Genomic DNA, 15966 nt, shown 5'->3' with positions numbered 1-15966 from the left:
GTTGTCGCTCATTTCTCTCTATAATCAATTTTCTGTGTAATAAAACTATATGCGTTATAAAGTTTCCAGTTTTATAAAACTGAGCATCAAAGTAAAAAAGCTGTTGGCATGATTCATCGATTACATTGAGTTGATCAAATTGATTTGATCGAAATTTGGTTATAGAAGAATGAATCAGGCTGCCTTAAAATAACGATTAATCCTCTATCCATATTGAAGCAAGAATTCCATATTAAACATTATAAATATTGATCTAAAATAGCGATGTGTTTTTTTAAAGACCCTGCGTTTTTTTTCATTATTGCAGTCGCATTTTCAGTCATCTGTTCCGCTAAAGATTTATTTTCAATAAAATCTATCAACATCGCTGCAATATGTGATGCGTCATGACCCACAGCAACAGCATCCTCTTTCACAAATTCATCGACAATCGTTTGGAAATTAAAATAGTTTGGGCCCAATACTGTCGGGACCTTCAATACAATCGGTTCCAATATATTATGACCACCACCCGGTACATTTAAAGATCCACCAACAAAACAAGCTTGACTCAAACCATACCATAGCCACATTTCGCCCATGCTGTCAGCCAAATATACTTGGGTATCTGTTTGAATGACTTCATTTAAACTCCGACGATGCGTAGTTAAATTCAAGTTTTGTGCTGCGCGATAAACCTCATCAAATCGTTCAGGATGACGAGGAACCACAATGAACAACAACTCAGAATCAGCGTCTAATTGAGTCCTTAATGCCTCTAACAGCAATTGCTCTTCAGGTGCATGAGTACTGGCTAAAGTAATGATTTTACGATGGGTTAATTTCCATTCTACTTTTAATCGTTCAGCTTGATCGATGAAGTTTTGCGGCGCATGAATATCAAATTTAATGCTGCCTACCACATCACTTTGATTCTTTGGCGTACCCAACTGCTGGAATCTCTCTAATGAAGCCTGATCTTGTGCCAAAAGCTGATTTAAACCCCGTAACATCTGCTGGGTTAAGCTCGGCACTTTGGCATAGCCCTTTGCCGATTTTTCAGAAAGTCGTGCATTGACTAATATGGTCGGGACGTTGGCTAATTGAGCTTGATCAATCAAGTTCGGCCACAATTCAGTTTCAACCAAAACCAACATCTTCGGCTGATACTTTTGAAAAAAATCTTGAACTAAATGCTTTTGATCTGCAGGTAAATAGACGGCTTGGAAGAGCGCTTCATATGGCGCTTTTAAAAATAATGACTTAGCACGAGCCTGACCCGTTTTGGTGGTATTGGTCACTAAAATAGGATGACCCAATTTTAAATAATGCTCAATTAAAGGTTGTGCTGCATTGGTTTCACCGACAGAAACCACATGGAACCACAAAACATGTTGGTTCTTAGCTGGCTGAAAAGGCCCAAATCGTTCAAGACATTCTTGTTGATATTGTTGTTCATTTTCGGCACGTTTTTTTATACGCCATTGATAAACGGGCTTAAGAATTGCCAAGGCTGCGTTATACCAAAATGGAGTTGTCAAAAAAGTGACCTCAAAAAAAGAATCTCGAAATATGAATCTCGAAATATAAATATTCAATATATCACAGCGCATGAATCACTTAACTATTCATGCGCTGTCTTCTCTCAAATTAGACTCTTATATTAGAATCTTATATTAAAGATTATTCAGCATGCGCTAAAGTCTCTGATAAAAACGGATAATCTATATAGCCTTCAGCGACGTCGGTTCCGATCATATTTTCAAACTTCAGTTCATTGAGTGGCGCATCTTGTACTAACCGCTCATACAAATCTGGATTTGCAATATAGTCTTTACCAAAAGAAACAGCCTCTGCCTTACCTGAGCTTAGAAGTTCAAGCGTATCATCACGGCTCAAACGCATATTAGCAATATATGGTACCGACTGCGAGCGAGCTTTAAGTTCTAAACTGATACTGTCGTCAGCCAAATATTCACGGGTAAAGAAGAAGGCAATTTGACGTTTACCTAGTTCTTCAAGCACGTATCCAAAAGTTTCACGTGGATCCTCATCGCCCATGTCATGTTCATCACCACGTGGTGCAAGATGAATACCGACACGACCTGCACCCCAAACCTCAATCAATACATCCATTACTTCTAACAAGAAACGCGCACGATTTTCAACCGAGCCACCATAGATGTCTTGGCGTTTATTGGTTTTGGTCTGCAAAAATTGGTCAATCAAATAACCATTTGCTGCATGCAGTTCTACACCATCAAAACCTGCCGCTTTTGCTTTCATTGCAGCTTGTTTAAATTGTTCCGTTATGGCGTGAATTTCAGCAATTTCTAATGGGCGTGGCTCAACATAATCACGCTTCGGACGAAGTAAACTAACCTGCCCTGCTTGTTTCACATTGCTGGCAGAAACAGGCGTTTCGCCATTTAATAATTCAGGATCTGAAACACGACCAACATGCCATAATTGAGCAACGATCAAACCACCTTTCTCATGTACAGCATCAGTTACTCGTTTCCAACCATCAACTTGTGCATCAGTGAATAGCCCTGGTGTATTTAAATAACCATTGGCTTCTTCAGAAATAACTGTGGCTTCAGAAATGATCAACCCTGCACTTGCACGCTGTGCATAGTATTCTGCCATCATTGCTGTTGGAACACGTTCAGCCGTTGCACGGCTACGCGTTAAAGGTGCCATCACGACAGGGTTTTTTAATTTCAATTCACCAAAATGAATGGGAGTGCTCAAGTCAGTCATTAAATGTTCCTCACCACCCTAATGTTATTTTGTTAGAGTGATTGTTGAATATGCAGTAAAAAATCTTGAATCAGTGCTTCATTTCGAGAGAAATATGACCATTGACCATATTTAGTCACTTGAACCAAACCTGCTTGTTGTAATACAGACAGGTGATTCGACATAGTCGATTGTGAAATATCGGCAATTTTTTCAATATGTCCCGCGCAGACACCACGACTAAAATCATAAACACATTCATCTTGTGGGATAAATTGTTCAGGATCTTTGAGAGAGTTTAAAATCTGTCGTCTAATCGGGTTAGCAAGGGCTTTATAAATCGCTTCTGAATCCATATTTTTTCACTCGAGTACATCTAAGGCACTGTACTAAAATTATTATATCGATTTTTTTAGATATTAATATCGAAATTATACGATATTTAACAAATCTAGAGTTTCATCGACATTGCATATCTGACCTAGTTTAACATTGATCTGTTTTACGTTTGTAGTAATGAGCACTTTTAGTCGCATATTAAAAAGCAGAGCCTAAGCTCTGCTACTCAAATATTTAGATGAAATAAACGCTTAATTCAACGTTTTTTTCTGCTTACAAAGCTGAATCATTAAAAGTCTACTTCGTTAAAAGCTTGACTCATTAAAGACCCAATGAATTAAAGACCTTGTTTCAGACTCGCTTCAATAAATTTATCTAAATCACCGTCCAATACTGCGCCGGTATTGGAACTTTCAACACTGGTACGCAAATCTTTAATACGCGAGTCATCTAAAACATAAGAACGAATTTGACTGCCCCAACCAATATCAGACTTGGTGTCTTCGAGCGCTTGTGCAGCATCATTACGAATTTGCATTTCACGTTCATACAACTTTGCACGTAACTGTTTCCATGCATGATCACGGTTTGCATGTTGAGAACGTTGGTTCTGACAAGCCACCACAATACCTGTTGGCGCATGCGTTAAACGTACTGCAGAGTCGGTTTTGTTAATGTGCTGACCACCCGCACCAGATGCACGATAAGTATCTGTACGCACATCTGCTGGATTAATATCAATTTCAATATTATCGTCCACTTCTGGCGAAACGAATACGGCAGAAAATGAAGTATGGCGACGGTTACCTGAGTCAAATGGTGATTTACGAACTAAACGGTGTACACCTGATTCAGTACGTAACCAGCCATAAGCATACTCACCTTCAACACGGATCGTTGCAGACTTGATCCCTGCGACATCACCACCAGACTCTTCCATAAGTTCCGCTTTAAACCCATGACGCTCAATCCAACGTAAATACATACGTAGCAACATCGAAGCCCAGTCTTGCGCTTCGGTACCACCCGAACCTGATTGGATTTCAACATAACAAGGATTCGGATCCATTGGATTACTAAACATACGACGGAATTCAAGTTTTGCTAACTCTTCTTCTGCAGCCGTTAGTTCAGATTGAACATCTTCTAAAAGACTTTCGTCGTCCGCTTCAACTGCCAAATCAAGTAATGCTTGTGCATCATCAAGTTGACTGGTTAAGCCTTCCAATACATTCAAAACATTTTCAAGCTCGCCTTTTTCTTTGGCCATCGCTTGAGCACGACTTTGGTCATTCCAAATCGTAGGATCTTCTAACTCACGCAAAACCTCTTCTAAACGCTCTTTCTTGAGATCGTAGTCAAAGATACCCCCGTAGTGTTTGACCACGTTCGCTTAAGTCTTTTAATTGGATTAGATAAGGATTAATTTCCACGCGAATTACTCTCAACCAAATTAGATATATTCTGAAGGGTGAAATTATATCACACTCCTCAGTGACTCGAATCACCCCGAAGTTAAGCGTTTGAACTCCCCCATTTGAATTGACTTATTTGGCTCTTTACTGGAAGAATTTAAAGAGCCATGTTAATTCACGCGTTCATAACTGACACTAATCTATTTTTAATATGTTTGATCTGATGATTTTATCTGCACCATTCACAACTATTGATAAGAATTTACTGCTTAAAAATACAAGCAAGACATCTTTTTTTTTGATGTAAGATACATTTAAAAGTTACAAAATTGGATTAATTTTAATCACTTATTCAAAAATACACACTTTCCACACAGTTTTAATAAAACAAAACATTAAATATTTATTTTTATTTATTAATGGTTTATGCAAAATAAATAACATCAAATTACTTAACTTACATTCCAATTACAACCCTTTGATTGACGCATTCTAAAAATTCTCTAGACTTAAATATGTAACAAAAAATGTATTCGAATTTTAATCTACGAGGGGAAGTATCCATGAAAAAATTAGCAATCGCTTCTGCATTACTTTCAGCTTTAGCTGTAACAGGAACTGCAAATGCCTATCAAGCTGAAGTAGGTGCTTCTGCTGGTTATGTTGATCCAGACAATGGTAGCTCAGGTAGCGAGTTTGGCGTAAATGGTAAATACTACTTCAATCCAGTTCAAGTACGTAATTCACCACTTGCTGAAGCGGCGTTCCTTGATCGTGCAAGTAATGTAAGTGCTCATATTAATTATGCTGATCGTGGCGAATTAGATGATACTAGCTATGGTGCTGCTGTTGAATACTTCGTACCTAACTCTGATTTCTATGTATCTGGTGGTATCAGCCAAAATGAACAAGAGCGCTTCGATTTTCTAGGTCGCAAGTTTGATTTCGATACAACATATTATAATGCTGAAGTGGGTTATCTTGCAGCGCCTGGTCTATTAATTGCAGCGGGTCTTAAAGGCTACGACAATGATTATGATGATGGTGTTGATCCAACGATCCGTGCTAAATATGTAACAACATTAAGCAATGGTAAAGATATTAACCTTGAAGCTGGTGCAGCATTTGGTGATCTAGATGAGTTCAATCTAGCTGCTGACTACTACATCGATAAAACTTTAAGCGTTGGTGCTGACTACTACAATAACGATATCTCTGATCGTTCTGAAGTGGGTATCACTGCACGTAAATTCATTAATCAACAAGTAAGTTTAGAAGGCCGTGTTGGTTTTGGTGAACAAGCTAATAATGACTACAATTCATTTGGTGTTGCAGCAAAATATCGCTTCTAATCGATCTATAAACATTTAATAAATTTATATTTTAAAAGCCCTTCTCCGGAAGGGCTTTTTTTGCATCCTCTTATATTTTGTAAGTTTTTGTCTTGTGATTGAATGTTATATTTTTATACAATGATTTCGAACTGTAACAATAGTGTCATAATTTAATAACAAAGAGAGCCCTTCATAATGTTTAAGAAAATCACACTTGCAACAGCACTTATTGCTAGTCTAGGCACAGCTCACGCTTATCAAGCTGAAGTTGGCGGAACAGTAAGTTTAATTGATCCTGATAATGGCGATACCTCTACTGGCTTTGCAATTGATGGAAAATATTATTTCAATCCAGTTCAAGTAAAAAACTCACCTCTCAATGAAGCTGCATTTTTGGATCGTGCAAGCAATGTAAATGCTGAAATTTCGTATACTGATTATGATATTTCAGACACTACAACTTTTGGTGTTGGTATTGAATACTTTGTACCAAATTCAGACTTTTATGTAAGTGCTGGTGTTGGTCAAGTTCAACAAGGTGTTGATGGTTTTAAAGATTTTGATACCACAGTCTACAATGCAGAATTAGGTTACTTACCAGCACCAGGTCTTTTGGTGGCTGTAGGATTAGCAGGTTACGATAATGATTTTGGTGATGATATCGATCCAACATTACGTGCTAAATATGTGACTCAAATCGGTTCATATGATACAAACTTCGAAGCAAGTACAAGTTTTGGCGACATAGATGCCTATGCTCTAAAAGCAGATTTATATCTAGATAAGACTTTTAGTGTTGGTCTAGGTTATTCTGATCAAGATTCTGTTGGCGACAATGATGTTTTCAGTATTAATGCAAAAAAATTCTTTACTCAACAAATTAGTTTAGAAGGTTCAATTAATTTTGCAGATGCTGGGAATGTGTTTGGCGTTCGTGGCGGATACCGTTTCTAATTTCATTAGAAAATAAATATAAAAAACCGCTCTCTAGAGCGGTTTTTTAATGAGCCAAGTAAAGTACTCGCAATTGCACACTCAAGTGACCTCTAAACTCATTTTTATCGAGTTCATAGACTAAATTGACATGGCTTTGCGTAGAATCATAGTCAAATTTATCCAAGGCATTAAATGCAATGGCCTCAACGATTTGTCCGTTATCCAATGCAAGTTTTAACTTTAAATGGACGTCCTTAAGCCAACGATGTTCCACGACTTTAAATTGACCTTGAAAAATAGGCTGTGGAAATTTTTGTCCCCATGGCCCCAATTGTTCAATTTGCTGAACTGTGCTCACTTTAAAGTCTTCAGGACTGAGTTCACCATCTGTAGACAAAGAGACTTGAAAAATTTCATCGTCTGTTTCATCAATTAGCTGTTCAAATACCTGTTTAAATTCTTCAAAGTGTTCCTGCTTAATCGTGAGTCCAGCTGCTGCTGCATGCCCCCCAAAAAAACTAACCAAATGCGGATGCTGCTCAGCGACTTTTTCGATACAGTCTCGGATATGAATCCCATCTATGGAACGTGCAGAGCCTTTAATATGTATGCCGTCTTTATCTGCAGCAAAGACAATACTTGGTCGATGAAATTGTTCTTTTAATCGGCCAGCTACAATACCAATAACGCCTTGATGCCAATGCTCTTCAAACATGATCAGCGCTGATGGCATATTTTCTTGATCAATATTTAAATTTTCCATCGCAGATAAAGCATCTTGTTTCATTTCCGCTTCGACTTGGCGTCGTTCTAAATTCAAATCATTCAGCTGCTGTGCAAGTGGATAAGCTGTTTCAAGAGTATCTGCCAATAGACATTCGATACCGATATCCATGGTTTCCATACGGCCTGCTGCATTAATACGAGGACCGATAACAAAACCTAAATCTTGTGCTTTGAGCTGTGCAGGATCACGTCCAGCAATATCCAACAAAGCAAGAATACCAGCGCGACATTGTCCACTTTGAATTCGCTTCACACCTGAGTCAACCAAAATGCGATTGTTATAATCTAAACTCGCAACATCAGCATAGGTACCCAGTGCAACTAAATCTAAATACTGGGTCATTTTTGCAGTCGATTTTTGCTGTTTCGCACGCTGACTGCTTAAATTCGCCAATACGTAAAATGCAACTCCGACCCCAGCCAAAGCCTTGCTCGGGAAATCACAGCCCAACTGATTGGGATTGACCACCGCTTCTGCTTTCGGTGTGTCTTTGGTCGTCAAATGATGATCTGTGATAATCACTTGCATACCATGTGCTTGAGCTTGTTCAACCCCTGCATGACTGGAAATACCATTATCCACCGTGATCAAAAGATCGGGGGTATAGGTCACAAAAACCAAATCTGCAATTGCAGGCGTTAAACCATAACCATATTTAAAACGATCAGGTACCAAATATTCAACATTTGCACCCATTTCTCGTAAAGCTAAAATCATCAATGCCGTACTGGTTGCACCGTCGGCATCATAATCTCCCACAATGACGATTTTGTGTTGTTGATCAATCGCAACATCAATCATGGCAATTGCTTGATCTAGACCTTTCATTTTGGGTACGAGCAAATGTTTAAGTTTTAATTCGAGTTGTTGTGCCGATTCGACACCACGGCGCGCCAATATTTTTGCAAATAAAGGCGATAAACCCTGAAAATTTTCAGGGTCTGTTAACAGTGGCCGTTCACGAATAAGAATAGATGACATTTATGGCATCAGACGTGTGAGTTGCCACTCGGCATTCACTTGTTCATAACTCAAACGGTCATGCAAACGATTTGGACGACCTTGCCAGAATTCATAATGATCTGGAATCAAACGATAACCACCCCAAAATTCAGGTTTAGCCAAATCTGTCTTTTCCGCGATGGAGTCATGTAATGCTTTAAACCGAGACTGGAGCAACTCACGGCTCTCAATCACGCCGCTTTGAGGCGTACTGATATGTGCCGCAATTTGGCTCTCACGTGGACGTTTATGATAATAGTCTGTCGATTCATCAACAGAGATTTTCTCAACTTTCCCACTGATACGAATCTGACGCTCCAACTCGGGCCAATAAAACAATAGCTCAGCAAAAGGATTAGAAGCAAGATCTAATCCTTTTTGACTGTCATAATTGGTATAAAAATCATAGCCAGATTCAGTTGCACCACGAAGCAATACGGTCCGAACGTGCGGCCGCCCTTGGGCATTTGCCGTTGCCAATGACATGGCATAAGGTTCAAGTAATTTAATTTCTAAAGCGTGGTTAAACCAATTTAAAAATTGCTCGTGCGGATTGCGTTGAACTTGACCTTCATGTAACTTACCTTTTTCATAGGTTAAACGTAGTTCACTTAAATCCTGAATCACATTACTCATGATGAACTTTACTCTCAAATGATTTTAAGCTGCGTTTGCACGTACCGCATCTGCCAGTTGATTTGCCAATGCTGTTACTTCTGCTAAATCTTCACCTTCAACCATGACACGAATCACAGGCTCAGTACCCGATTTACGAATCAATAATCGACCTCGACCTTTGAGTTGTGCCTCAGCTTTATCAAATTCTGTAACCAAAGCAGGTACAGCGTAGGGATCAAACATTTGTTCTAAGCGGACATTGACCAACACGTTGGGCAATAAATCAAAACCATCAACCAACTCATGTAAGGCTTTTTGCTGCTCTACCATCACGGTCAACACTTGTAAGGCTGCAATGATCGCATCACCAGTCGTGCTTTTATCCAGTGTCAAAATATGACCTGATGGTTCGCCACCTATAACCCAGTCATGATCAGCTAAAGCTTGGAATACATAGCGATCACCGACCTTAGCCCGAGTAAATGGCACATTGGCTTTTTCTAAAGCCAATTCTAAAGCCATATTACTCATCACTGTACCCACAATACCCGCAGGTTTTTGATTCGCTTGAGTCGCTAATATGTATAAAATATGATCACCATCGATCAGCTTGCCATATTTATCGACCATGACCACACGATCTGCATCACCGTCAAACGCCACACCTATATCGGCTTGATGTTCAACAACGGCAGCTTGCAGCTTTTCTGGATGTGTTGAACCACAGTTTTCATTGATATTCAAACCGTCTGGTTCATTGTGAATGGCAATAACTTTAGCACCTAATTCACGAAATACAGATGGACCTACGCTATAAGCAGCGCCATTTGCACAATCCACAACAATTTTTAAATCATTTAAATCATAGTGATAAGGAAAAGATGATTTACAAAATTCAATGTAACGACCATTGGCATCTTTTACACGGACGCTTTTTCCCAAATTAGCATTGTCTTCAATCAAAATATCTTTTTCTAATTCTAAATTGATCGCATCTTGAAAGGAATCTGCGATTTTTTTGCCTTCACCCGAAAAGAACTTAATTCCATTATCAAAAAATGGATTATGCGATGCAGAAATGACAATACCTAAACTCGCATGCAAAGCACGTGTTAAATGAGCAATGGCAGGCGTTGGTAATGGCCCTAATAAGTGAACATATACACCCGCAGCATTTAAGCCTGCTTGTAATGCTGCTTCTAAAATATATCCTGATAAACGGGTATCTTTCCCCAATACCACAATCGGTTTATTCTTTTTGGTCGTTTGTTTTAAAACTTTCCCCGCGGCAAAACCAAGTTTTAAAGCAAATTCAGGGGTAATCGGAAGTTCTCCGAATTTTCCTCGTATACCATCTGTACCAAAATAACTCATCTTTTTCCCGCTTATTATCCGTGTTTTTTCACACTTCGATTTTCATAAAACCACTTTACACTAAATAAAAAAAGCCGTCATAAACTGACGGCTTTTTATACAACAAATACTGCAAAAATTCAGCCAATAGATTAATGAATATTAACCTACGCGATAATTCGGCGCTTCTTTCGTGATCGTCACATCATGAACATGCGACTCAGACATACCAGCTGCAGTGATTTTAACAAATTTCGCATTTTCACGAAGATCGTTAATCGTTGCAGAGCCGGTATAACCCATTGATGAGCGTAAACCACCCATCATTTGATGCACGATATTGCCCATTGGACCTTTATAAGGTACGCGACCTTCGATGCCCTCTGGCACTAATTTCTCAGCGCCCGCTTTTGAGTCTTGGAAATAACGGTCTGCAGAACCTGTAGAACCCGCCATTGCACCCAATGAACCCATACCACGGTATGCTTTGTAATAACGACCTTGGAAAAATTCAACTTCGCCAGGTGCTTCTTCAGTACCTGCCATGAGCGAACCCACCATGATTGTACTTGCACCAGCACCAATCGCTTTCGCCATATCGCCAGAGAAACGAATACCACCATCCGCGATCAATGGAATCTGTTCTTTCAGTGCATTAGCAACGCTGTCAATCGCAGACATTTGTGGCATACCAATACCCGCCACAATACGCGTCGTACAGATTGAACCAGGACCAATCCCTACTTTCACTGCATCTGCGCCAGCATCTAAAAGTGCAAGTGCAGCATCACCTGTTGCGATGTTACCGCCAATCACTTGAACTTGAGGATAGTTGGCTTTAACCCAGCGTACACGCTCGATCACACCAGCAGAATGACCATGTGCAGTGTCGACAACAATCGCATCCACACCTGCTTCAACCAAAGCTTCTACACGGCTTGGTGTTTCAAGTCCAGTACCTACAGCAGCACCTACACGTAAACGACCTAAGTCATCTTTACAACTATTAGGATAAAGCTCAGCTTTACGGAAATCGGTGACTGTAATTAAACCTTTAAGCTCATTGTTGTCATTTACAACCAGTACTTTTTCAATACGATGTTGTTGCAATAAAGCTTGAATATGTTCTTTAGATTCATGTTCACGCACAGTCACTAAACGATCTTGACCGGTCATGATATTACTTACAGGCTGTTCAAGGTTCGTCTCAAAACGTGTATCACGTCCCGTTACGATACCCACAACTTTACCGTCCTTCACTACAGGCACGCCACTGATATTGTTCGCTTGAGTGATTGCAATCAACTCACGAACTGTCGTTTCAGGGGTAACCGTAATAGGATCTTTGACCATACCTGCTTCAAATTTTTTCACGCGGCGAACTTCAGCAGCTTGCGCAAGAATATCCATATTTTTATGCAGGATACCAATACCACCATTTTGTGCCATCGCAATTGCCATACGTGACTCAGTCACAGTATCCATTGCAGCAGAAACGAGAGGGATATTTAATTGAATGCCACGAGTCAGGCGTGTCTTTAGAGAGACATCTTTTGGGAGGACAGTTGAGTAGGCAGGGAGTAATAGAACATCATCGAAAGTTAACGCGTCTTGAACGATGGTCAACATAACAGTCTCACTGGTAATTTCCGTGAGCCATTATATACAAATTTCTATTTAAATTTCATTTTTATTCTCAGGAATTGTTTAAATTTTTCATATTCCTCAATTTAATCAGTGATATCAAAATGATAAATTTATAAATAATACTGCGCTTCAAAAGAGCCATTAGGTCAATCTTTAAATCCACATTGATATCAATCAAATTTCAATTAAAGATTAAAATCTAATATTGAATGAATAATTCAATAATAGAACAATAAAAAGTGAGGTTTCAGAAAAATTTAACAAACCTGATCGTAATCTTCATCGTTTATCGGATCCTGTGTCTCTATGTCAATTAGAGGAATCAAATGATGCGCTGTTCTTGCCTTTAAACACTGGCTGTCACCAGCCTGAACTTCTTTACAAGATGAACTTCTTAATTCGTACATGCTACAGCTGACCTGTTGACCAATCTCACCTGTTAACATCACACAGCGTGGATTTTTTTGATTGGTGCCTTTCATACAAGAATAAGCTGCTGTCAGAGGTTCAACCGCATCAGCGGGCATGACTTCGCCTTCACTCCAATAAAAAGACACACGATAAAAAGCACAACATGCTCCACAGCTTTGACACTCGTCCTGCGCACTTTTTTTAACTAACATTTTAGATTTCTCACTCAGCTTCAATTCTTTATTTTTTTAAATATTAAAGAAGTGAATTTTTATTGTCTGTTGTTTTATAAATTTTATTGCAATTTTTATATAACGCTTTGATACACGCACTTTTACACAAGCTCTAGTCATTATATAGCGCTAGAAACTAAGTGAAATCACTCAGCTTCTCGCGCCATAACTTACTTCATGACTTACTTCATGACTTGCTTTATAAACCAGTTGATAACTTATTTTATAACTTAGATTATCACTGACGTATTTTCTATAGCATTTCGTCTAAGAATCTAGATATTAAAAAAAGTAATGTTGAACCAAAGCAGCAACACCAATCACTAAGAAGATGAACGCACCAATTTTATGAATTAATGATATCGGTAATTTTTCAGCCAATTTATTACCAATAAAAACAGCAGGTGCATTCACCAGCATAATACCCAGCGTTGTTCCTATCGTTACCCAAGCGATGCTGTCGAAACGCGCAGCTAAAGCCACTGTTGCGATTTGGGTTTTATCGCCAATTTCCGCCAAAAAGAACAACACAAAAGTCGCACCGAAGACCCCATATTTTTGCCATTTATTGATACTTTCAGACTCATCACCCAATTCATCGGGAATTAGCATCCAAATCGACATACCGATAAAACCCAACGATACAATCCATATTAATATTGTTGGACTCAGAACAGTGGTAATCCATTGACCCAAAACAGCTGAAACACCATGGTTAACGAGCGTGGCCAAAAAGATAGCAAAAAGAATAGGAACAGGTTTGCGGAAACGTGCAGCAAGTAAAAGTGCAAGCAACTGGGTTTTATCACCCATTTCGGATAAAGCAACAACAAGGATTGAAATTAGAAAAGCACTGAGCATTTTTTATATTCTCTGGCTAGCAAATATGCCTATGACTCACCGCTCCTGCTAGCCAAAATCAATATATTCACAACATATTGATCACAGAGTGGTAAATCAAAGGTCTTGCCAACAAAAGAAAGCTTAAAAAGCGATCTTGGTTCTTTGCTATGATGACCATGTTCTGTTGAACAATTATGTTGACCATCACCCTTTCACATTGCGTAAAAGGCGGCTACTCCCCAATGAAGTGAAACAAGTATAACCATTTTTTTTCAATTTATAAAGTGCAATAAAAAACCCTGCCGAAGCAGGGTTTTAAAATTCTATTCAGATGACTTATATCAATAAGGTACGGATATCTTTAAGTAATTTCGTCAGCTTATTGGTAAAGCGTGCGGCATCTGCACCATTAATGACACGATGATCATAGGATAATGATAATGGCAGCATTAATTTCGGATCAAAGGTTTGACCATTCCACACAGGTTGCATCGTTGCAGGCGAAATACCCAAAATCGCCACTTGAGGCCAGTTTACCAACGGTGTAAATGCTGTGCCACCAATCGCGCCTAAGCTTGAAATGGTAAAGTTCGCGCCCTGCAAGTCTTTTGGAGAAAGCTTTTTATCACGTGCTTTCTGGCCTAACACACCAAGCTCAACCGCAATTTCCTTAATCGATTTTTGATCTGGGTGACGAAGAACTGGAACGGTTAAACCATCTGGCGTTGCAACAGCAATACCCATATGAATTTCATTACGAAGCAGAATGGATTTCGCATCATCAGACAAATGTCCCGCAAAATCACGCTCTTCTTTAAGCAAATGAGCAACCGCTTTAATAATGAAGGCCATGATGGTCAGACTAATACCGTCTTTCTTAAAGTTGCCTTTAAGATCATTACGCCAAGCCTCGAGCTCGGTAATATCTGCTGCATCAAATTGCGTCACTTGTGGAATGAAGTTATTCAATGTCAGTTGCGGTACAGAGACCTGCTGCAAACGAGTCATTGGTTTTTCTTCAACACCACCAAATGCAGAGAAGTCAGGAAGTTTTGGCAATCCAGCTGCCGCTGCAGCTTGTGCAACTGGCGCTGTTTGTGGCGTTGTTTGTGGCGTTGTTAAACGCATTTTCACATAAGCAACCAAATCTTCTTTCATCAAACGTTGATGCGGACCTGATGCTTTCACTTCAGAAAGAACCACACCCAACTCACGTGCCAATTTACGTACTGCAGGTCCTGCATACACTTTGGCATTTTCTGCATTCTGCTCTTTGCTCAGCTTATCAACGCCATTCGTTTGCGTTATTTGTGCTGCTTGTGCTTTTGGAGCTTCAACTTGCTTCGCGGTTTGAGCAGGTGCTGCTTTCGGTGTTTTCGCCTCAACAGGTTCAGATGCAACTTGACCTTCAGCTTCGATCGTCAGTAAAGCAATACCCTCAGAAACATTCTGTCCTAAAGTTACATGGATGGCTTTCACCACACCAGCAATTGAACTTGGTACTTCAACAGTCGCTTTATCTGACTCAACCACAATGATGCTTTGGTCTTTTTCGACTGTATCACCCACTGCAACTAAAATTTCCGCTACAGCTGCTTTATCTACACCCAAATCAGGTACTTTAACTTCAACATCACCTTGAGGAACAGATGCTGCTTTTGGCGCTGGTGTTTCCTGGCTTTCTTGTGCTGGCGATGCTGATTCTGATTTTGGTTTTTCCGCAGAAACAGCTGAATCAGTAGTTGTGGTTTTCACAGTGAGAATCACCACACCTTCTTTGACATTATCACCAACTTTAATTTCAACAGATTCAACCACACCTGCAACAGTACTCGGTACTTCTACAGTCGCTTTATCTGACTCGACCACCGCAATACTTTGATCAACTTCAATCTCATCCCCTACAGAGACCAAGATCTCACCTACAATGGCTTTTTCAACACCAATATCAGGAACTTGTACATCAACCACTGCACTTGTTTTAGCCGCTTTCTCTTCAGCAGGCTTTTCTTCTACAGGTGCTTCAGTTTTTGTCTCGTCTTTGTCGTTTTTCTCGTCTTGTACTTCTGTCTGAGTAGATGATTCAGCATCCACTGCATCTTCAGCTTCAAGCTCAATCAGTACAGCACCTTCAGCAACATTATCACCCAAGCTGACCGCAATGCTTTTCACCACACCCGCTGAAGTGCTAGGCACTTCAACAGAGGCTTTATCAGACTCAAGCAATACAATACTGTCATCAACGGCAATGCTATCGCCTACTTTGACTAAGATCTCAGCGACAACTGCTGAATCTACACCAATATCTGGAGTCGTAATCTGCATTA

The 15966-nt window shown here is 39.6% G+C and carries 13 protein-coding genes and 1 riboswitch; of the genes, 2 read left to right on the top strand and 11 right to left on the bottom strand.

The features are described from left to right. Positions 1 to 239 precede the first annotated feature (239 nt). From V5M36_RS00870 to prfB, 4 genes are all read right to left on the bottom strand, one after another. The gene (locus V5M36_RS00870) at positions 240 to 1520 is read right to left on the bottom strand and encodes a 3-deoxy-D-manno-octulosonic acid transferase (protein WP_338561051.1); all 1281 of its coding nucleotides are present in this window, start codon (positions 1518 to 1520) and stop codon (positions 240 to 242) included. A 142-nt stretch (positions 1521 to 1662) separates the two neighbouring features. Beyond that, positions 1663 to 2742: an alkene reductase gene (locus V5M36_RS00865; protein ID WP_338561049.1), complete on the bottom strand. Its 1080-nt coding sequence runs from the start codon at positions 2740 to 2742 to the stop codon at positions 1663 to 1665. A 32-nt stretch (positions 2743 to 2774) separates the two neighbouring features. After that, the gene (locus V5M36_RS00860) at positions 2775 to 3077 is read right to left on the bottom strand and encodes an ArsR/SmtB family transcription factor (protein WP_338561047.1); all 303 of its coding nucleotides are present in this window, start codon (positions 3075 to 3077) and stop codon (positions 2775 to 2777) included. A gap of 320 nt (positions 3078 to 3397) precedes the next feature. After that, a protein-coding gene (gene prfB / locus V5M36_RS00855; RefSeq protein ID WP_338561045.1) for a peptide chain release factor 2 occupies positions 3398 to 4493 on the bottom strand; the annotation gives its coding sequence in 2 pieces (ribosomal slippage) (positions 3398 to 4420 and positions 4422 to 4493; 1095 coding nt in all). A 545-nt stretch (positions 4494 to 5038) separates the two neighbouring features. Between prfB and V5M36_RS00850 the strand changes: the two genes are divergently transcribed. Continuing rightward, positions 5039 to 5827 carry a putative porin gene (locus V5M36_RS00850; protein WP_338561043.1) on the top strand — a complete coding sequence of 263 codons (789 nt, stop codon included), beginning with the start codon at positions 5039 to 5041 and terminating at the stop codon, positions 5825 to 5827. Between the two features lie 177 nt (positions 5828 to 6004). Continuing rightward, positions 6005 to 6763 carry a putative porin gene (locus tag V5M36_RS00845; RefSeq protein WP_338561041.1) on the top strand — a complete coding sequence of 253 codons (759 nt, stop codon included), beginning with the start codon at positions 6005 to 6007 and terminating at the stop codon, positions 6761 to 6763. Between the two features lie 46 nt (positions 6764 to 6809). Here the strand turns inward: V5M36_RS00845 and recJ are convergent, their stop codons facing one another. The 7 genes from recJ to V5M36_RS00810 form a co-directional block, all read right to left on the bottom strand. Next, on the bottom strand, positions 6810 to 8513 hold the full coding sequence (gene recJ, locus V5M36_RS00840; protein WP_338561039.1) for a single-stranded-DNA-specific exonuclease RecJ: 1704 nt from the start codon (positions 8511 to 8513) through the stop codon (positions 6810 to 6812). After that, entirely contained in the window at positions 8514 to 9170 is a 657-nt protein-coding gene (gene pdxH / locus V5M36_RS00835; RefSeq protein ID WP_338561036.1) for a pyridoxamine 5'-phosphate oxidase, read from the bottom strand. Between the two features lie 24 nt (positions 9171 to 9194). Continuing rightward, a complete protein-coding gene (gene glmM / locus V5M36_RS00830; protein WP_338561035.1) occupies positions 9195 to 10526 on the bottom strand; it encodes a phosphoglucosamine mutase in 1332 nt (443 codons plus the stop codon). Positions 10527 to 10667: 141 nt separating this feature from the next. Beyond that, the gene (gene guaB / locus V5M36_RS00825) at positions 10668 to 12134 is read right to left on the bottom strand and encodes an IMP dehydrogenase (RefSeq protein ID WP_338561034.1); all 1467 of its coding nucleotides are present in this window, start codon (positions 12132 to 12134) and stop codon (positions 10668 to 10670) included. Between the two features lie 275 nt (positions 12135 to 12409). Beyond that, positions 12410 to 12775 (bottom strand): YkgJ family cysteine cluster protein, encoded by a 366-nt coding sequence (locus V5M36_RS00820; RefSeq protein WP_338561032.1) that lies wholly within the window; start codon positions 12773 to 12775, stop codon positions 12410 to 12412. Between the two features lie 303 nt (positions 12776 to 13078). Then, complete coding sequence (locus tag V5M36_RS00815; protein WP_338561030.1) at positions 13079 to 13657, bottom strand: TMEM165/GDT1 family protein; 579 nt, start codon at positions 13655 to 13657, stop codon at positions 13079 to 13081. Positions 13658 to 13751: 94 nt separating this feature from the next. Next, a riboswitch (yybP-ykoY riboswitch) is annotated at positions 13752 to 13892 on the bottom strand. Between the two features lie 83 nt (positions 13893 to 13975). Beyond that, positions 13976 to 15964, bottom strand: a complete 1989-nt coding sequence (locus tag V5M36_RS00810) for a 2-oxo acid dehydrogenase subunit E2 (protein ID WP_338561028.1) — start codon at positions 15962 to 15964, stop codon at positions 13976 to 13978. Positions 15965 to 15966 lie beyond the last annotated feature (2 nt).

The organism is Acinetobacter sp. KS-LM10, from assembly GCF_036896575.1.
Taxonomy (GTDB): Bacteria; Pseudomonadota; Gammaproteobacteria; order Pseudomonadales; family Moraxellaceae; genus Acinetobacter; species Acinetobacter avistercoris.
Note: the sequence above shows the minus strand (reverse complement) of the source record. Positions and strands in the feature narration are given on the sequence as shown.

Excerpts from the sequence above, each read along its gene's own strand:
- V5M36_RS00865 (WP_338561049.1), bottom strand. The coding sequence starts at position 2,742 with ATGACTGACTTGAGCACTCCCATTCATTTTGGTGAATTGAAATTAAAA.
- V5M36_RS00860 (WP_338561047.1), bottom strand. The coding sequence starts at position 3,077 with ATGGATTCAGAAGCGATTTATAAAGCCCTTGCTAACCCGATTAGACGA.
- V5M36_RS00850 (WP_338561043.1), top strand. The coding sequence starts at position 5,039 with ATGAAAAAATTAGCAATCGCTTCTGCATTACTTTCAGCTTTAGCTGTA.
- V5M36_RS00845 (WP_338561041.1), top strand. The coding sequence starts at position 6,005 with ATGTTTAAGAAAATCACACTTGCAACAGCACTTATTGCTAGTCTAGGC.
- recJ (WP_338561039.1), bottom strand. The coding sequence starts at position 8,513 with ATGTCATCTATTCTTATTCGTGAACGGCCACTGTTAACAGACCCTGAA.
- pdxH (WP_338561036.1), bottom strand. The coding sequence starts at position 9,170 with ATGAGTAATGTGATTCAGGATTTAAGTGAACTACGTTTAACCTATGAA.
- glmM (WP_338561035.1), bottom strand. The coding sequence starts at position 10,526 with ATGAGTTATTTTGGTACAGATGGTATACGAGGAAAATTCGGAGAACTT.
- guaB (WP_338561034.1), bottom strand. The coding sequence starts at position 12,134 with ATGTTGACCATCGTTCAAGACGCGTTAACTTTCGATGATGTTCTATTA.
- V5M36_RS00820 (WP_338561032.1), bottom strand. The coding sequence starts at position 12,775 with ATGTTAGTTAAAAAAAGTGCGCAGGACGAGTGTCAAAGCTGTGGAGCA.
- V5M36_RS00815 (WP_338561030.1), bottom strand. The coding sequence starts at position 13,657 with ATGCTCAGTGCTTTTCTAATTTCAATCCTTGTTGTTGCTTTATCCGAA.
- V5M36_RS00810 (WP_338561028.1), bottom strand. The coding sequence starts at position 15,964 with ATGCAGATTACGACTCCAGATATTGGTGTAGATTCAGCAGTTGTCGCT.